Source organism: Ciceribacter azotifigens, assembly GCF_048159625.1.
Lineage (GTDB): Bacteria > Pseudomonadota > Alphaproteobacteria > Rhizobiales > Rhizobiaceae > Allorhizobium > Allorhizobium azotifigens.
This window is the reverse complement of sequence record NZ_JBLQTA010000001.1, coordinates 519,238-537,155: the sequence shown is the minus strand read 5'-3', so window position 1 is coordinate 537,155 and position 17,918 is coordinate 519,238. Positions and strand designations below refer to the sequence as shown.

Sequence of the window (17,918 nt, the reverse complement as noted above, 5' to 3'; positions counted from 1 at the left end):
AAGAATGGAGTGACACATGTATCTCGGCCTCGATTTGGGAACCTCGGGTGTCAAGGCGATGCTGATCGACGGCGACCAGCGTGTTGTCGGCTCGGCGAATGGCGCGCTCGATGTGTCGCGGCCGCATCCCGGCTGGTCGGAACAGGATCCGGCCGACTGGATCCGAGCGACCAGGGAAGCGGTCGCCGGGCTCAAGGCGAAGCATCCGGCCGAACTCGCGGCGGTGAAGGGCGTCGGGCTCTCCGGCCACATGCACGGCGCGACGCTGATCGATACCGAGGACCGGGTCCTGCGGCCGTGCATTCTCTGGAACGATACCCGCAGCCATCTGGAGGCGGCAGCGCTGGACGCCGATCCGCGCTTCCGTGCGATCACGGGCAACATCGTCTTCCCCGGCTTCACCGCGCCGAAGCTCGCCTGGGTCGCGAAGAACGAGCCGGAAGTCTTCGCGAAAGTGGCGAAGGTGTTGCTGCCGAAGGACTATCTGCGGCTCTGGCTCACCGGCGAATACGTCTCCGACATGTCTGATTCGGCTGGTACTTCCTGGCTCGATACGGGCAGGCGGCGCTGGTCTTCGGAACTGCTCGATGCAACGGGCTTGACCGAAGATCAGATGCCGGGCCTCGTGGAGGGGACCGAACAGGCGGGCACGCTTCGCAGGGAGCTTGCCGGCGAATGGGGTATGACGGCGGGCGTCGTCGTCGCCGGCGGGGCCGGCGACAATGCGGCTTCCGCCTGCGGCATGGGCACGGTCGCGGAAGGTCATGCCTTCGTCTCGCTCGGCACCTCCGGGGTGCTCTTCGCGGCGAACGGCAGTTACCTGCCGAAACCCGAGAGCGCCGTGCACGCCTTCTGCCACGCCTTGCCGAACACCTGGCACCAGATGGGCGTCATTCTCTCGGCAACCGATGCGCTGAACTGGCATTCGGGCGTCACCGGCAAGTCGGCAGGCGAGCTGACGGCCGAACTCGGCGAGACGCTGAAGGCGCCGGGCAGCGTCACCTTCCTGCCTTACCTTTCCGGCGAACGCACGCCGCACAACGACGCGAAGATCCGCGGTGCCTTCATTGGCCTTGGTCACGAGAGCGGGCGTGCAGTGCTGACCCAGGCCGTGCTCGAAGGCGTGACGTTCGCGATCCGCGACAATCTCGAGGCGCTGAAATCGGCCGGAACGACGATCGGACGGGTGACGGCGATCGGCGGCGGCTCGCGCTCGCGCTACTGGCTTGCCTCGATCGCGACGGCGCTCGGCATTCCGGTCGACGTTCCGGCCGAGGGCGACTTCGGTGCGGCTTTCGGCGCCGCCCGCCTCGGCCTCATTGCAGCGACAAAGGCCGACCCGCTTGCCGTCTGCACGGCGCCGAAGACGGCCGAAATAATCGAACCGGTCTCCGGTCTGGCGGGTGCCTACGAGGACGCCTACCGGCGCTACCGGGCGCTCTATCCGGCGATCAAATCGCTGGCTCATTGACAGGGGCGCCCCCTCATCCGCCTGCCGGCACCTTCTCCCCGCTGGGGAGAAGAGATCTGCGGCAAGCGCCGGGACCCTCCTCTCCCCAGCGGGGAGAGGGCAGGGTGAGGGGGAGCCAGAAACGCGACTTTCACGGCATTCGAACACGCACAAAGGAGGACTACTCATGAGCACAGGCTTTTTCGGCGATATCGCCAAGGTGAAATACGAAGGCCCGGAGAGCACCAATCCGCTCGCCTTCCGCCACTACAATCCCGACGAGATCGTCGCCGGTAAGCGGATGGAGGACCATCTGCGCTTCGCGATCGCCTACTGGCACACCTTCACCTGGCCGGGCGGCGATCCCTTCGGCGGGCAGACCTTCGAGCGTCCGTGGTTCTCCGACACGATGGACGCGGCGAAGCTCAAGGCGGATGTCGCCTTCGAATTCTTCCAGCTCCTCGGCGTGCCCTACTACTGCTTCCATGACGCGGACGTCCGGCCGGAAGGCACGAACTTCGCGGAAAACACTCGCAATCTCAACGAGATCGTCGACTATTTCGAGAAGAAGCAGGCCGAGACCGGCGTCAAGCTGCTCTGGGGCACGGCGAACCTCTTCTCCAACCGTCGTTTCATGTCGGGTGCCGCCACCAATCCCGATCCGGACGTCTTCGCCTTCTCGGCGGCGACCGTGAAGACCTGCATGGATGCGACCCGGAGGCTCGGCGGTGAGAACTACGTGCTCTGGGGCGGGCGCGAAGGTTACGAGACGCTGCTCAATACCGACCTGAAGCGCGAGCTGAACCAGCTCGGCCGCTTCCTCAACCTCGTCGTCGAGTACAAGTACAAGACCGGCTTCAAGGGCACGATCCTGATCGAGCCGAAGCCGCAGGAGCCGACCAAGCACCAGTATGATTACGATGTCGCCACCGTCTATGCCTTCCTGCAGAAGAACGGACTGGAAAACGAGGTGAAGGTCAACATCGAGCAGGGCCACGCGATCCTCGCCGGCCACTCCTTCGAGCACGAGATCGCCATGGCGAACGCCTTCGGCATCTTCGGTTCGATCGACATGAACCGCAACGACTACCAGTCCGGCTGGGATACCGACCAGTTCCCGAACAACGTCCCGGAAATGGCGCTCGCCTATTACCACATCCTCGCGGGCGGCGGCTTCAAGACCGGCGGCACGAACTTCGACGCCAAGCTGCGACGCCAGTCGCTCGATCCGCAGGACCTGCTGATCGGCCATATCGGCGGCATGGACTGCTGCGCCCGCGGCGTGAAGGCGGCGGCGAAGATGATCGAGGACCGGGCACTGTCGAAGCCGCTCGCGGAGCGCTACGCCAAGTGGGAAAGCCCGGAAGCGCAGAAGATGCTGCGCGGCGAATATTCCCTCGACGAGATCGCCGGCATGGTGGAGCGGGAAAACATCAATCCCGAGCCGAAGTCCGGCCGTCAGGAATATCTGGAAAACGTCGTCAACCGCTACGTCTGAGGCGGGAGACCAGAGCGAAAGGAGGGGCGGGGCGTGTATGCGCCCCGGCCTTCGTCAACGAACGTCATGCTCGGGCTTGCCCCGAGCATCCATCAATGGTGGCTGCAGGACGGGACGTGCCGCGAGTATTCGGCTGTCCTCGCTGACGGTTCGTTCTTTCAGAAAGTCGCATGCCGCGCAGGCGCCAGTGGATGCTCGGGTCAAGCCCGAGCATGACGGGGGCGTCGGCTCGCCCCGGGCCAGCGCCAACGTCTTCATCCGATCGCCGTGATCTCCAGCTCCTGGCCGTTGACGGTGACGACGTCTCCGACAGCCTTGCCGAGAAGCAGCGCCGCGACCGGAGAGACGTAGGAAATCGATCCGGCCTTCGGGTCGGCCTCGTCCTCGCCGGCGATACGGTAGGTCTGTACGCGGCCGTCGTCGCGCTCGAAGGTGACGCGGCTTCCGAAGGCGACCGTCTCAGTCGAGGCGGGCGGCGGAACGAGCTGGGCGGTGCGCACCCGCTCGGAAAAATAGCGAAGATCCCGCAAGGGGCTCGCCGACTGCCGGCGGCGTTCGTTCACGTCTTCGATCGCGTTGGCCACCTCATAGGCCTCGCGGGCCTGTTGCAACTGTGCTTCCAGCGCCTTCAGGCCTGCCTCCGTCACGAGGTTCGGATGCGGCGATATCGGCCGGTCGGGCAAAAGGGTTTCGGAGGCCGCCTCGGCACTCTCTTCCTTGACGAAAGCGACACTCAAACTCGATCTCCGTTCCGTTTCTCTCAGGGACAATGCTGCGCTCGGGGCGAACAGACAGTCTATACGACAGGTGACGGCGCGCGGGCAAATCGCGGGGGCGCTGTCGGCCCTTCCGTGGGAATGCCAGAATACCTTCATGAATCACGCAGGCGAAATACTCATCCTGGCCGGCCCACCCGGCGCCGGTAAAACCACGACGGCGCAAGCACTGGCACAGGAACATGGATCGTCCAAGGTCCATCTTCATGCGGACGGCTTCTGGCCTCACCGCCTCGCAGGCGCCGTCACCGACCCGCGGACGACGAGGTCCGGCATGATCAGGATTTCCTTCGGTTCGGAAAGCGGCGTGGCGAGCGTTTCGAGAAGGAGCGCCATCGCCTGTCGGCCGATTGCCGTGCGCGGCTGGCGGATCGTGGTGAGTGCCGGGTTCAGGTAGGTCGCTTGCGGCACGTCGTCGAAGCCGATGACGGAGAAGTCGCGCGGCAGGTCGTAGCCGCGGGCGGCGAGCCCGTTCATCACGCCGACCGCGGTCGCGTCGTTGACGCACATGAAGGCGGTCGGCAGCGTGTCGCGCATGAAGAGCTGTTCGAGGCCGAGGCGACCGCTCTCCGTCGTGCCGTCGCCCTCGACGATGATCCGCTTGTCGGCCGGAATGCGGGCCGCATTGAGCGCGACGTCGTAGCCCTCGCGGCGGCGTGCCTGGCCGAGGCGCGTTTTCGAATCGCCGATGAAGGCGATCGAGCGATGGCCGGCCGAAAGCAGGTATTCGGCGGCCTTGCGGGCACCGGCCACGTCATCCACACCCACATACGAGGTCCGCGCGCCGAAGACCGGCTCGAACACGGCGACGGTCGGAGGCAGCCGCTGGCCGAGCGCCTGATGGCCGAATGGTTCGTGGCCGGTGAAGAGCACGAGGCCGGCGGCCTGTCCGGAACTCAGGAATTTCAGGTATTCGAGCCCGCGTTCCGGGTCGTTCTGGGTATGGCCGATCAGCACGCCGTAGCCATGGGCGCGCGCCTCGTTCTCGAGCCCCACCAGAATGCTCGAAAAGTTCGGGTCGCCGATGTCCGGGGCCAGCACCAGGATCATGTTGGAGCGGCCCATGCGCAGCGAGCGGGCCATGGCGTTCGTCGTGTAGCCGGTGATCGCGATCGCCTGGTTGACCCGCTGGCGCGTAGATTTCGCGACCTTCTCCGGCGTGTGGATCGCCCGGCTGACGGTCGCGATCGAAACCTCGGCGAGACGCGCGACGTCCTCGATCGTTGCGGGCGTGATGTTCGACACGGGCGGAGCCCCCTTATCCTTCCGGAATCGCTCGCGACATTATCCCCGGCGCCATGGCGGCGAAAGCCGGCCCGGTGGTGGTCATCCCCACATTTCGAAAGATGTAAACCTTTACATGTCGAGTGTAAAGGTTTACAGAAAGCAGCATAAGCGGTTGAGGAGCCGCAGGGAGGACAGCATGAACAGCCATGAGGGCGGCGTTGTCGTGCCGGTGCTTGCCGCCGAACGCATCTCTAAGATCTTCGGCGAGGTGCAGGTGCTCTTCAGCGTTGATTTCGACGTGCTTCCGGGCGAGGTCCATGCGCTGATCGGCGAAAACGGGGCGGGCAAGTCGACGCTTGCGAAAATCCTCACCGGGTTCGAGCAGGCGAGTTCCGGGCAGATCCTTCTCGACAGGCAGCCGGTCACCCTTCCTTCGAACGGCCGGGCCGAAGCGCTCGGCATCGTGCTCATCCACCAGGAATTCAATCTCGCCGAGCACCTCACGGTGACGGAGAGCCTCTTCCTCGGCCGCGAGGTGGCCCGATTCGGCATACTCGACCGCCGGTTCATGCGCGAGGAGACGCGGCGCGTTCTCGATATCCTCGGCTCGTCGATCGACGAGGATGCGACGATCTCGTCGCTCTCGGTCGCCGACAAGCAGATGGTGGAGATTGCCAAGGCGATCAGCCGTGATGCGCGGGTCGTCTTCATGGACGAGCCGACGGCTGTGCTGTCACGCGACGAGACGGACATCCTCTTCGATCAGGTGCGCAAGCTCCGCGCCAAGGGCACGAGTTTCGTCTTCATTTCCCACAAACTGGACGAGGTCATCGAACTGACCGACCGGGTGACGGTGCTGCGCGATGGCCAGTGGATCAAGACGGCGCCGACCGCGCTGCTTGATGCCGAGTCGATGGCGCAGCTGATGGTCGGGCGCGAGCTCGCGAGCCTCTATCCCGCCAGGCATGAGCCGGATGTGGACGAGGAGGTCACGCTCTCGGTGCGTTCGCTGAGCACCGGATATGTGACGGACGCGAGTTTCGACCTGCGCAAGGGCGAGGTGCTCGGCTTTTCCGGGCTGATCGGGTCCGGCCGCACCGAACTCATGGAGGCGGTCGCGGGCCTCAGGCCGCGCCTGTCCGGCGAGGTGGTACTCAAGGGGCATGCAATCGGCTCCGGCGATTTCCTGTCGGCGAAGGCGAACGGCCTCGCCTACATGACCAAGGACCGCAAGGGCCGCGGCTTGCTGCTCGGCGAGGGCATGGCGACCAATCTCACGCTGCAGTCGCTCGACCGGCATGTCCGGCATGGCTATCTCGACCCGTCGAGCGAGGCCGACGCACTCGCGCGTGCGCGGCGCCGCTTCGATATCCGCGTGCGCGACGATCACATCATGGTCGGGCGGATGTCTGGCGGCAACCAGCAGAAGCTGCTTCTCGCCAAGATCATGGAGACCGAGCCGGACGTCGTCATCATCGACGAGCCGACGCGAGGCATCGACGTCGGCACCAAGCAGCAGATCTACCATTTCATCGCCGCGCTTGCCCGTGAGGGGCGCTCGATCATCGTCGTCTCCTCGGGAATGCAGGAGGTGATCGGGCTCTGCACCCGCGTCGCGGTGATGCGTGAGGGGCGGATCGTCGGAATGCTGGAAGGCGAGGAGGTCTCCGAACAGGTGATCATGCGCTACGCCGCCGGACTGAAACGGAAACTGGCGGGCTGACCGGGATCGGACAAGAGAGGATGCCGGCTGCGGGATGCGCCGGCGGGGAGGACGAGGGTGACGATGTCGACGAGTGAACAGGGCGGAGCAGCCGCCTCCGTCCGCAAGGGACGCAAGAGCCTCGATCTGAGGGCGGTCGCGCCGTTTGCGGCGCTGGCTCTGCTGCTGGTCGTCGGTGCACTGGTCAATCCGAACTTCATCGGCATCAACAACCTCGCGAATGTCGCGACGCGCAGCGCCTTCATCGCGATCATCGCGGTCGGAGCGACCTTCGTGATCTCGTCTGGTGACCTCGACCTTTCGGTTGGCTCAATGGTCGCCTTCGTGGCGAGCCTGATGATCCTCTTCCTGAATTCCGGGGCGATTGCCGATCCGTCGCTGCTGCTCGCCGCCGCCGTGGCGCTCGCCGTCGTCATAGGAGCGCTCTGCGGACTGGCGAACGGCCTCATAACCACGGTCGGCCGCATCGAGCCTTTCATAGCCACCCTCGGCACCATGGGCATCTATCGCGGCCTCACCACCTGGCTTTCGCAGGGAGGCGCGATCACGCTGCGTTCGCCGGAGATCCAGGAAATCTACCGGCCGGCCTATTTCGGCTCGATCCTCGGGGTGCCGGTTCCGATCCTCGTCATTCTGGCGGTGACGGCGATCGCCGCCTTCATCCTCTATCGTACGCGCTACGGCCGGCACGTCGTGGCCGTCGGCTCGAACCGCGAGGTGGCGCGCTATTCCGGTATCGGCGTCGACAGGGTGCGCACGCTCGCCTTCGTGATCCAGGGGATCTGCGTGGCGATCGCGGTGCTGCTTTACGTGCCTCGCCTCGGCTCGACGTCGGCGACCACCGGCATTCTGTGGGAACTCCAGGCGATCACCGCCGTCGTCATCGGCGGCACGGCGCTGAAGGGCGGCGTCGGACGTGTCTGGGGCACCATCTGCGGCGCCTTCATCCTCGAACTGGTGGGCAACATCATGCTGCTCTCCAACTTCATCAGCGAATACCTGATCGGGGCCATCCAGGGCGCGATCATCATCATCGCGATGCTCGTCCAGCGCTCGCTGACGCGCAGACCGTGAAAGGGCCGGGCTGAACGGGGTGGCCCGCTCGCAAACCGACACCCCAGTGACTATCGGGAGGAAAGACATGCACAAGAGACTCTTGGGCCTTGCCGTCGCCATGACGGCGATCTTCGGCGCCGCCCACGCCCAGGATGCAAAGACGATCGGCGTTTCCATTCCGGCGGCCGACCACGGCTGGACGGCGGGCGTCGTTTACCACGCGAACCGTGTGGCCGAGCTTCTCATGAAGGAGCACCCCGGCCTCAACGTCATCGTCAAGACCTCGCCCGACCCGGCGAGCCAAGCGAATGCCTTGCAGGACCTCGAAACGCAGGGGATCGACGCGCTGGTGATCCTGCCGACTGATCCGGATCCGCTCGTCAATGCGATCAAGGAAGTGAAGGGCAAAGGCACATTCGTGTCGATCGTCGACCGCGCGCCGTCGGTCAACGACGCCACCGTCCGCGATCTCTACGTCGCCGGCAATAACCCGGCGCTCGGCCGCGTCGCCGGCGAGTACATCGCCAAGAACACGCCCGACGCAGAAGTCGTCGTCATCCGCGGCCTGCCGATCCCGATCGATCAGCAGCGCCAGGACGGTTTCGACGAAGGCATCAAGGGCTCCAACGTGAAGATCCTCGACCGCCAGTTCGGCAACTGGAACCGCGACGACGCCTTCAAGGTCATGCAGGACTACCTGACCAAATATCCGAAGATCGATGTCGTCTGGTGCCAGGACGACGACATGGCCGTCGGCGTACTGCAGGCGATCGAGCAGGCCAAGCGCACCGATATCCAGTACATCGTCGCCGGCGCCGGTTCGAAGGACATGATCAAGAAGGTCATGGACGGCGACAAGATGATCCCGGTCGACGTGCTCTATCCGCCGGCGATGGTCGGCACCGCGATGGAGCTGACGGCGGCCGCCATCTACGACCAGGTTCCCGTCCACGGCACCTATACGCTGGACGCGACGCTGGTGACGAAGGAGAACGCCGAACAGTACTACTTCCCGGACTCTCCGTTCTGAGCGCGTGCACAAGAGACCGCGCCTGCCCGGACATTCCGGGCGGGCCAATCGCGAAATCTAGCCGGTTGTCTCCGGCGTATAATGCTGTAATTGTTAACGGCAACGTTGCAGATGTGGAGGAGTATTCATGAAGACGATCAAGGGCCCCGGCATCTTTCTCGGGCAGTTCGCCGGCGATGCGGCGCCTTTCAATTCCTGGGACGGAATCACGAAATGGGCCGCCGAGAAGGGCTATGCCGGCGTGCAGGTTCCGACCTGGGCGGGACAATTGATCGATCTGAAAAAAGCCGCCGAATCGAAGGACTATTGCGACGAGTTTGCCGGTGTCGCGCGGCAGAACGGCGTCGAGGTGACCGAGCTTTCCACCCATCTGCAGGGTCAGCTTGTCGCCGTGCATCCGGCCTATGACGAGGCCTTCGACGGGTTCGCGGCGCCGGAAGTGCGCGGCAATCCGAAGGCGCGGCAGGAATGGGCCGTGCAGCAGGTCAAGTACGCGCTGAAGGCCTCCCGCAATCTCGGCATCAAGGCGCACGCCACCTTTTCCGGCGCTCTCGCCTGGCCGTTCATCTATCCGTGGCCGCAGCGGCCGGCCGGGCTCATCGAGACCGCGTTCGACGAACTCGCCAAGCGCTGGCTGCCGATCCTCGACTATGCCGAGGAGCAGGGCGTCGACGTCTGCTACGAAATCCATCCGGGCGAAGACCTGCATGACGGCGTGACCTTCGAGATGTTCCTCGAACGGGTGACGAATCACAAGCGCGCCAACATGCTCTACGACCCGTCACACTATGTGCTGCAGTGCCTCGATTACTTGGACAACATCGACATCTACAAGGACCGGATCAAGATGTTCCACGTCAAGGACGCGGAGTTCAATCCGACCGGCCGGCAGGGCGTTTATGGCGGCTATCAGGGCTGGGTCGAGCGGGCCGGTCGCTTCCGTTCGCTCGGCGACGGCCAGGTCGATTTCGGTGCGATCTTCTCGAAGATGGCGGCGAACGATTTCGACGGCTGGGCCGTTGTCGAATGGGAATGCGCGCTGAAGCATCCGGAAGACGGTACGCGTGAAGGCGCAGAATTCGTCAAGCATCATATCATCCGCGTGACGGAGAAGGCCTTCGACGACTTCGCCTCCGGCGGCACCGACGAGGCGGCCAACCGCCGGATGCTGGGGCTGTAACAGACGCTTATTCCCCTCCCCAACCCCTCCCCACAAGGGGGAGGGGCTTTGCCGCCAACGTTTGAGCTCTACGGTGACCTTACCACTACGAGCGGGACCCTGGCGGCGATCGCTCTCCCCCCTTGTGGGGGAGATGGCGGCAGCCAGAGGGGGCTTTCACTCATTTTTAGGAGAACAACACCATGGCAATCGAAGGCAAGGACGAGGGAATGCGGGCTGAGAAGATCAGGCTCGGCATGGTCGGCGGTGGGCAGGGCGCCTTCATCGGCGGCGTCCACCGGATGGCCGCCCGTCTCGACGATCATTTCGATCTCGTCGCCGGCGCGCTCTCTTCGACGGCGGAGAAATCTTTGGCCTCCGGCCGCGAACTCGGTCTCGATCCGGCGCGCTGCTACGGTTCCTTCGAGGAGATGGCGGAAGAGGAGGCCGCAAGGCCGGACGGCATCGAGGCCGTGTCGATCGTCACCCCGAACCACGTGCACTATCCGGCCGCCAGGGCTTTTCTCGAACGTGGCATCCACGTCATCTGCGACAAGCCGCTCACCTCCAACCTGGAGGATGCGAAGAAGCTGAAGGCGGTGGCGGACAAGAGCAGCGCGCTCTTTATCCTCACGCACAACTACACCGGCTATCCCATGGTTCGCCACGCGCGGGAACTCGCACTCAATGGCGAACTCGGCGAAATCCGCGTCGTGCAGATGGAGTATCCGCAGGACTGGCTGGCCGAGCCGATCGAGCAGACCGGCCAGAAGCAGGCGGCGTGGCGCACCGACCCGAAGCAGTCGGGGGCGGGCGGTTCCACCGGCGACATCGGCACGCACGCCTACAATCTCGGCTGCTTCGTCTCGGGGCTGGAGCTCGATGAACTGGCCGCCGACGTCCACACCTTCGTTTCCGGGCGCAAGCTCGATGACAACGCCCACGTGATGCTGCGCTTCAAGGCCAAGGGGGGAGAAATGCCCGCGAAGGGTATGCTCTGGTGCAGCCAGGTGGCGACCGGCCAGGAAAACGGGCTGAAACTGCGCGTCTACGGCAGCCGCGGCGGCATCGAATGGACGCAGGCCGATCCGAACTATCTCTGGTTCACCCGGCTCGGCGAGCCGAAGCAGCTCATTACCCGCGCGGGCGCTGGCGCCGGTTCGGCAGCCGCGCGCGTCACCCGCATTCCGAGCGGTCACCCGGAAGGCTACCTCGAAGCCTTCGCGACGATCTACTCGGAGGCCGCTGCCGCCATCAGGGTTGCCCGCTCCGGCACGGCCGTCGATCCCGCCGTCGTCTATCCGACGATCGACGACGGGGTGAAGGGCGTCGCTTTCGTCGAGGCCTGCATCGCCTCGTCGAAGCAGAACGGGTCCTGGGTGAAGGTGTGACTGTTCGCCCCTCCCCCTTGCGAGGGAGGTCGTGCGGAGCGCGCAGGTGGGGTGACCTCCGTCGATGTCTTCACCCCACCCCGGACCTGTGGTCCGACCCTCCCCTCGAGGGGAGAGTGTCGTTTAACTGCAACGTTGCAGTTTTTTCATCCGTCGGCCTTTTTCCCTGTTGCGGATTGGTCTAAACCGCTTTCGATGTTTCGCGCGGGCCGGTGCGCCAGCCCTTCCGGCCGCGCGTGTTGCGATCCAAACGGCGGGGTGTTTTCCATGATCGATCCGAAGAGGCTTGCCGAGCGGTTCCCCGGCGATTTCGTTTTCGGCGTTGCTACCGCCTCGTTCCAGATCGAAGGCGCCTCCAAGGCCGACGGCCGAAAGCCGTCGATCTGGGATGCGTTTTCCAACATGCCGGGGCGGGTGTTTGGCCGGCAGAACGGCGATGTCGCCTGCGACCATTATCACCGCTGGGAACAGGACCTCGACCTCATCAAGGAGATGGGTGTCTCGGCGTACCGCTTCTCGATCGCCTGGCCGCGGATCATCCCCGAGGGTACGGGCCGGATCAACGAGAAGGGTCTCGATTTCTACGACAAGCTGATCGACGGACTGAAGGACCGCGGCATCAAGGCGTTCGCCACGCTCTACCACTGGGACCTGCCGCTGGCCCTGATGGGCGACGGCGGCTGGACCGCGCGCTCCACGACTTACGCCTTCCAGCGCTATGCCAAGGTGGTGATGGCGCGGCTCGGCGACCGGCTCGATGCGGTCGCGACCTTCAACGAGCCGTGGTGCTCGGTCTGGCTCTCCCACCTCTACGGCGTGCATGCGCCGGGGGAGCGCAACATGGATGCAGCGCTCCACGCGCTCCATTACACCAATCTCGCCCACGGTCTCGGCGTCGATGCCATCCGCCAGGCGGCGCCGCAGGTGCCGGTCGGGCTTGTGCTCAACGCCCATGAGATAATCCCGGGATCAGAAAGCGAGGCCGACTGTGCGGCGGCCGAACGGGCCTTCCAGTTCCATAACGGCGTCTTCTTCGGTCCGGTGTTCAAGGGCGAATATCCGGCCGACTTCCTCTCGGCGCTTGGCGAGCGCATGCCGGACATCAAGGACGGCGACATGGAGGTCATCAGCCAGAAGCTCGACTGGTGGGGCCTCAACTATTACACGCCGATGCGGGTCGCCGACGATCCGACGTCGGGAGCGGAATTCCCCGCGACCGTGGATGCGCCGCCGGTCTCCAAGGTCAAGACCGACATTGGCTGGGAGGTCTGCGCGCCGGCGCTCAAGTCGTTGGTGGAGACGCTCTACGATCGGTACGACCTGCCCGCCTGCTACATCACGGAAAACGGCGCCTGCTACAACACGGAGGTGGAGAACGGCGAGGTCGACGACCAGCCGCGCCTCGACTACTACGCCGAGCACCTCGGCGTGGTCGCCGATCTGATTCGCGAAGGTTTTCCGATGCGCGGCTATTTCGCCTGGAGCCTGATGGACAATTTCGAATGGGCGGAGGGCTACCGCATGCGTTTCGGCCTCGTCTACGTCGACTACGAGACGCAGGAACGCATCATCAAGAAGAGCGGCAGATGGTACAGCGCGCTCGCCTCGCAGTTTCCGAAGGGCAACTTCAAGGCGGGGTGACACGGCCGACCGACATGACATGATGACGCTCTGATTCTCCCGAAAGGCACGCCATCATGTCGGTCCCGGCCAAACGCCTCTACGCGCTCTGCGGCTCCTTGCGGGCACGCTCCACCAACCGCGCTCTGCTCGAGGCGATCCGGCGTCTTGTCCCGCACGGCGTGGAGGTCGAAATCTCCGGCCTGATCGACCGACTGCCGATCTTCAATCCCGACCTCGAAGGCGATCTCACGCCGGAGCCGGTGCTGGCCTTTGCGCGAGAGATTGCGACGGCGGACGGCCTGATCGTCAGTGCGCCGGAATATGCCCACGGAATTCCGGGCGGCCTGAAGAACGCCCTTGACTGGCTGGTGTCGCGCTTCGAAATTCCCGGCAAGCCCGTCATGCTTGTGCATGCCTCGCATCGGGGCGATTTCGCACTCGAAGCGCTGACTGAAGTGCTGAAGACGATCGGGACCGATCTCAGGCCCGAGGCCTTCCTGCGCGTGCCGTTGCTCGGCAAGTCGGAGGACGAAATCGCGGCGATCCTCGGAGCGCCGGAGACCGAACACGTTATTCGCTCGGCCCTCGTGCGCTTCGTGGGCGGTGTTGCCGGGAAGCACCCGGCGTCACGCTAAGGAATTCGGGCACTCCCTAAGGGCGCTGCGCTTGCCTCGCTGTTTCCAAAGGGCAGCTTCAAGGCCGGGCGACGAACTCCGTTCAGCCGATCTTGATCAGCTTGTCGTTGCCGCGTTCCGCCTCGCTGCGGGCATCGAATACGGCGCGGGCGGCGCGGATCTGGGTGTAGTTCTCGAAAACCCAGCCGCCGAACGCCTGGATCGGCTCGGAAAAGGATTGGCCGAGTTCGGTCAATTCGTATTCGACGCGTGGCGGCACTGTCGCATAGACGGTTCGACGCACCATGCCGTCGCGCTCGAGCGCGCGCAGCGTCAGCGTCAGCATGCGTTGCGATACGCCGACGACCGTTCGCTTGATGTCGCTGAAGCGTTGCGGTCCGTTTCTGAGCACCATGATGATGAGAACAGTCCACTTGTCGCCGAGCCGTGACAGCATTTCGCTGACGGTCGGACACTTGGCTGGGTCAAAGCTCGAGCACATCACACTTACCTCCATGTGACTTGGTATAACTCATGTGCCTTCTTGTGTCTCGTGCAGAGTTACATATTTAGGTCTGGTTACGTTTAGTTACTTGGTTTCAGAAAGTGCCTTTCCAGAATGGCGCCTCGGAAACCACCAGACCAGAAAGGTACTCTCATGCTCCTCGACAAGCTCAACTGGCGTTACGCGACCAAGAAGATGGACTCGACGAGGGTCGTCCCCGACGACAAGGTCGAGCGGATACTCGAAGCGGCACGGCTGGCACCGACGTCCAGCGGCCTGCAGCCCTATGAAGTGATCTTGGTCACCAATCCGGAGGTGCGCGCGCGCATTCGCGAGGTGGCCCGGAACCAGGCGCAGGTCACCGACGGCTCGCACCTGCTCGTGTTCGCGGCCTGGGACAACTACACGACCGACCGCATCAACATGATGTTCGACCTGGTGAACAAGGAGCGCGGCTTCACCAACGAAGGCTGGGAGAACTACCGGCAGATGCTGCTCAGCACCTATGTGCCGCGCGATCCGGACGTGAATTTCCAGCATGCCGCCCGGCAGGCCTATATCGGATTCGGCCTTGCCCTGACCGCCGCCGCATTCGAGGGCGTCGATGCGACGCCGATGGAAGGATTCGAGGCGGACAAGCTCGACGAACTCCTTGGCCTGCGCGAGCGCGGCCTTCGTTCGGTGACCATCATGCCGCTCGGCTACCGTGAGGCGGAAAGCGATTGGCTGGTGAACCTCAAGAAGGTCCGCCGCTCGAAGGAAAGCTTCATCACCGTAGTCAAGTAAGCGATCGGGCGTGTCGGGTTGCCGCCCGGCACGCCGATGGTCAAGTGCCCGGAGCCGCGTTCAGCCGGTCTCGGCGGATGCTGCGGCCGTCCGGCGGGCAAGCACCCGGCTCTTCTCCGTCAGTCCATCGCGACGTTGAGGCAGAGAAGAAGGAGCGGCACCGCACCCAAGGGCCAGCTCCGTGCGTGGCACACCGGTTCCAGTTTGGACGAATTTTCTGCCTGATGATGCACGCCGCGGAAAAACATCTCTATTCTTGTGGGGTGGCGAGTGGCATAAGCGGATCAGATTTCTGCGGCGCATGGCTGATCTGCGCCCGGGGGGTTTGAAAAGGTGAAACCAGAGATGCTAGAGCGGCGCCGAACCGTCCAAATGTGTATGTTGCGATAGACGATCCGGCTCCTGCCATCTTTGCCGCTGTCCGCGGTGATCACCGAAGAGACTTCCATGACGAACCGACCAAATCCGCGCGACGCTTCAACGGGAGGCTCCCGATGACCGCGTCTGTTGACAATTCCCCGCCTGTGCAGAATCCGATGGTCGCCTTCGAGGGCGTGACCAAACATTTTGGCGGCACCAACGGCCAGCCCGCCTTCACAGCGCTGGCAGGCGTCGACTACATTGTGCCGAAAGGTTCAATCACCGGCATTATCGGCCGCTCGGGGGCCGGCAAGTCGACCCTCATACGACTGGTCAACGGCCTGGAGACTCCCTCATCCGGCAGGGTCCTGGTCGACGGCGTCGACGTCGGCGCACTGGATGACGCTGCGCTTCGCGCGCTGCGCCGTGAAGTCGGCATGATTTTCCAGCATTTCAACCTGCTGTCCTCGCGCACGGTGCAGGACAATATCGCCTTGCCGCTGGAGATTGCCGGCGTTGACCGCAAGACGATCGATGCGCGGGTCAAGCCGCTGATGGACCTGGTCGGGCTCTCCGACAAGGCAGGGCGTTATCCGGCTGAACTCTCCGGCGGGCAGAAGCAGCGCGTCGGCATTGCCCGCGCGCTTGCCACCGAGCCGAAGCTGCTGCTGTCGGATGAGGCGACGTCGGCGCTCGATCCCGAGACCACGCAATCCATCCTCGATCTCCTGAAGCGGATCAACCGCGAGCTCGGACTTACCGTTCTGCTGATCACCCATGAAATGGAGGTCGTGAAGACCATTGCCTCCGACGTCGCGGTGATCGATCGGGGCCTCATCGTCGAGCAGGGACGGACCTTCGACGTCTTCACCCGCCCGCAGCACGAGACCACGAGGGCACTGCTCTCGGCAGCGGTCGGCGTGAAACTGCCGGAGTGGATCAGCAGCGACCTCGCCAGCGCGCCGACCCCGGGCGACCGGGCCTTCGTGCGGCTGATCTTCTTCGGGGAGACGGCCTTCCAGCCGCTGACCGCGCGGCTCGCCGCCGAGATCGGCGCCGACCTCAATATTCTTGCCGGTGCGATCGACGAGATTGCCGGCGAGCCGTTCGGCTCGCTCGTCGTTTCCTATCCTGCCGACGCTGCAACGCTGGAGCGGGCAGGGCGCTTCTACCGTGAAACCGGTCTCACCACGGAGGTGCTCGGATATGGCGCCTGACATGCTCGCCGGCCTTCTCGTCAAGGCATTGTTGCAGACATTGCAGATGGTCGCCGCCGCCGGCGTCATCGGCACGCTCGTCGGCTTGCCGATGGGGATCTTTCTCGCGACCAGCGGAAGGGGAGAACTCTTCGAGGCGCCGCTCACCAACCGCATCGTTGGACTGGTCGTCAATGCCCTGCGCTCGACGCCCTTCATCATCCTGGTGGTCGCGATCATTCCATTGACGCGCCTCATCACGGGCACCTCGATCGGCACGATCGCCGCGATCGTCCCGCTCACGATCTCGACCATCCCGTTCATTGCCCGCCTGATCGAGGCGGCGATCCGCGAGGTCGACAAGGGTCTCATCGAGGCGGCGCGTGCGATGGGCGCGACGCCTTTCCAGATCGTCGCCAAGGTGCTGCTCGCCGAGGCCAAACCGGGAATCACGCTCGCGCTGACGCTGACCGTCGTCAGTCTCATCGGCTATTCTGCCATGGTCGGCGCGGTCGGTGGCGGCGGGCTCGGCGATCTCGGCATCCGTTACGGCTACCAGCGCTTCATGCCTGAGGTGATGCTCGCCGTCGTCGTCGTGCTCATCCTGCTTGTCCAGGCCGTGCAGAGCGCCGGGGATGCGCTCGCCCGGCGCTTCGACAAGCGTAGCCGAAACAATTGAAACCCTCCCTTTCAGGAAACCCAAGGAGAAAAGACAATGAAGAAACTGATCATCGCTGCAGCTGTCGCAGCCCTGTTTGCCGCCGGCCCTACGCTGGCTGAAGACATCAAGGTCGGCGTGACCGCCGGCGAGCACGCCCAGATCATGGAAAAGGTCAAGGAGATCGCGGCGAAGAAGGGTCTGAACATCGATATCGTCGAGTTCTCCGACTATGTCGTGCCGAACCAGGCGCTAGCCGACGGCGATCTCAACGCGAACTCGTTCCAGCACCAGCCCTATCTCGATAACCAGATTGCCGACCGCGGCTTCGACATCGTCAGCGTCGGTACGACCATCACCACCCCGATGGGCGTCTATTCGAAGAAGGTGAAGAGCCTCGACGAACTGGAGGACGGTGCAACTGTTGCCATCCCGAACGACCCGACCAATGGCGGTCGCGCGCTTCTCGTTCTGGCTTCCAAGGGCCTGATCAAGGTCGATGCTGCCAAGGGCCTGAAGGTCGGTCCGGCCGACGTGACCGAAAACCCGAAGAACATCCAGTTCGCCGAGCTCGACGCTGCCCAGCTGCCGCGCTCGCTTGATGACGTTGATGCCGCTGTCATCAACACCAACTACGCCATGGAAGCCGGCCTCAATCCGCGCAAGGACGCCATCGCCATCGAGGGCGACAAGTCCCCTTATGCGAACGTCATCGCCGTGCGCTCGGCCGACAAGGATGCCCCCTGGGTCAAGACGCTGGTCGAATCCTACCACGACGACAGCATCAAGGCCTTCATCAACGACGAGTTCAAGGGCGCGCTCATCCCGGCGTTCTGAGCCGTCTCCACGTTCGACAAACGACAGAA

16 protein-coding genes and 1 pseudogene are annotated in these 17,918 nt (G+C 64.1%); 14 read left to right on the top strand and 3 right to left on the bottom strand.

Annotation, left to right across the window (positions count from 1 at the left end; all coding sequences use genetic code 11):
• Positions 1–16 precede the first annotated feature (16 nt).
• Together xylB and xylA are read left to right on the top strand one after the other, a co-directional pair.
• The gene (xylB, locus tag ACM6UT_RS02655) at positions 17–1,471 is read left to right on the top strand and encodes a xylulokinase (protein ID WP_416795813.1); all 1,455 of its coding nucleotides are present in this window, start codon (positions 17–19) and stop codon (positions 1,469–1,471) included.
• Positions 1,472–1,637: 166 nt separating this feature from the next.
• Positions 1,638–2,948, top strand: coding sequence for a xylose isomerase (xylA, locus tag ACM6UT_RS02650; RefSeq protein ID WP_416795812.1), 1,311 nt, complete (start codon positions 1,638–1,640; stop codon positions 2,946–2,948).
• A gap of 254 nt (positions 2,949–3,202) precedes the next feature.
• Here xylA and greA read toward each other — a convergent pair whose 3' ends face one another.
• Entirely contained in the window at positions 3,203–3,685 is a 483-nt protein-coding gene (gene greA, locus ACM6UT_RS02645; protein WP_416795811.1) for a transcription elongation factor GreA, read from the bottom strand.
• 136 nt (positions 3,686–3,821) lie between these two features.
• Between greA and ACM6UT_RS02640 the strand changes: the two are divergent.
• Positions 3,822–3,971, top strand: a pseudogene (locus ACM6UT_RS02640) (AAA family ATPase); the annotation flags it as partial.
• Here ACM6UT_RS02640 and ACM6UT_RS02635 read toward each other — a convergent pair.
• Positions 3,950–4,969: a LacI family DNA-binding transcriptional regulator gene (locus ACM6UT_RS02635; protein ID WP_148156150.1), complete on the bottom strand. Its 1,020-nt coding sequence runs from the start codon at positions 4,967–4,969 to the stop codon at positions 3,950–3,952. The pseudogene ACM6UT_RS02640 and the gene ACM6UT_RS02635 sit on opposite strands and share 22 nt — an antisense overlap.
• Before the next feature lie 178 nt (positions 4,970–5,147).
• Between ACM6UT_RS02635 and ACM6UT_RS02630 the strand changes: the two genes are divergently transcribed.
• The 7 genes from ACM6UT_RS02630 to ACM6UT_RS02600 all read left to right on the top strand — a co-directional run bounded on the left by ACM6UT_RS02630 (position 5,148) and on the right by ACM6UT_RS02600 (position 13,568).
• On the top strand, positions 5,148–6,674 hold the full coding sequence (locus tag ACM6UT_RS02630; RefSeq protein ID WP_416795810.1) for a sugar ABC transporter ATP-binding protein: 1,527 nt from the start codon (positions 5,148–5,150) through the stop codon (positions 6,672–6,674).
• Between the two features lie 63 nt (positions 6,675–6,737).
• Positions 6,738–7,748 (top strand): ABC transporter permease, encoded by a 1,011-nt coding sequence (locus tag ACM6UT_RS02625; RefSeq protein WP_416795809.1) that lies wholly within the window; start codon positions 6,738–6,740, stop codon positions 7,746–7,748.
• 67 nt (positions 7,749–7,815) lie between these two features.
• The gene (locus ACM6UT_RS02620) at positions 7,816–8,760 is read left to right on the top strand and encodes a substrate-binding domain-containing protein (protein WP_416795808.1); all 945 of its coding nucleotides are present in this window, start codon (positions 7,816–7,818) and stop codon (positions 8,758–8,760) included.
• A 127-nt stretch (positions 8,761–8,887) separates the two neighbouring features.
• On the top strand, positions 8,888–9,940 hold the full coding sequence (locus tag ACM6UT_RS02615; protein WP_416795807.1) for a sugar phosphate isomerase/epimerase family protein: 1,053 nt from the start codon (positions 8,888–8,890) through the stop codon (positions 9,938–9,940).
• A gap of 182 nt (positions 9,941–10,122) precedes the next feature.
• Entirely contained in the window at positions 10,123–11,310 is a 1,188-nt protein-coding gene (locus ACM6UT_RS02610; RefSeq protein ID WP_416795806.1) for a Gfo/Idh/MocA family protein, read from the top strand.
• Positions 11,311–11,577: 267 nt separating this feature from the next.
• Positions 11,578–12,951, top strand: coding sequence for a GH1 family beta-glucosidase (locus tag ACM6UT_RS02605; RefSeq protein WP_416795805.1), 1,374 nt, complete (start codon positions 11,578–11,580; stop codon positions 12,949–12,951).
• A gap of 56 nt (positions 12,952–13,007) precedes the next feature.
• Positions 13,008–13,568 carry an NADPH-dependent FMN reductase gene (locus ACM6UT_RS02600; RefSeq protein WP_416795804.1) on the top strand — a complete coding sequence of 187 codons (561 nt, stop codon included), beginning with the start codon at positions 13,008–13,010 and terminating at the stop codon, positions 13,566–13,568.
• An 82-nt stretch (positions 13,569–13,650) separates the two neighbouring features.
• Here the strand turns inward: ACM6UT_RS02600 and ACM6UT_RS02595 are convergent, their stop codons facing one another.
• Positions 13,651–14,049 carry a winged helix-turn-helix transcriptional regulator gene (locus tag ACM6UT_RS02595; RefSeq protein WP_416795803.1) on the bottom strand — a complete coding sequence of 133 codons (399 nt, stop codon included), beginning with the start codon at positions 14,047–14,049 and terminating at the stop codon, positions 13,651–13,653.
• A gap of 156 nt (positions 14,050–14,205) precedes the next feature.
• Between ACM6UT_RS02595 and ACM6UT_RS02590 the strand changes: the two genes are divergently transcribed.
• The 4 genes from ACM6UT_RS02590 (at position 14,206) to ACM6UT_RS02575 (ending at position 17,889) form a co-directional block, all read left to right on the top strand.
• Complete coding sequence (locus ACM6UT_RS02590; RefSeq protein WP_416795802.1) at positions 14,206–14,838, top strand: NAD(P)H-dependent oxidoreductase; 633 nt, start codon at positions 14,206–14,208, stop codon at positions 14,836–14,838.
• Positions 14,839–15,374: 536 nt separating this feature from the next.
• Positions 15,375–16,415 carry a methionine ABC transporter ATP-binding protein gene (locus ACM6UT_RS02585; RefSeq protein WP_416795870.1) on the top strand — a complete coding sequence of 347 codons (1,041 nt, stop codon included), beginning with the start codon at positions 15,375–15,377 and terminating at the stop codon, positions 16,413–16,415.
• Positions 16,405–17,073 carry a methionine ABC transporter permease gene (locus tag ACM6UT_RS02580; protein ID WP_416795801.1) on the top strand — a complete coding sequence of 223 codons (669 nt, stop codon included), beginning with the start codon at positions 16,405–16,407 and terminating at the stop codon, positions 17,071–17,073. Before ACM6UT_RS02585 ends, ACM6UT_RS02580 begins: the two co-directional genes overlap by 11 nt.
• Positions 17,074–17,109: 36 nt before the next feature.
• Positions 17,110–17,889, top strand: coding sequence for a MetQ/NlpA family ABC transporter substrate-binding protein (locus ACM6UT_RS02575; protein ID WP_416795800.1), 780 nt, complete (start codon positions 17,110–17,112; stop codon positions 17,887–17,889).
• Positions 17,890–17,918: the final 29 nt, after the last annotated feature.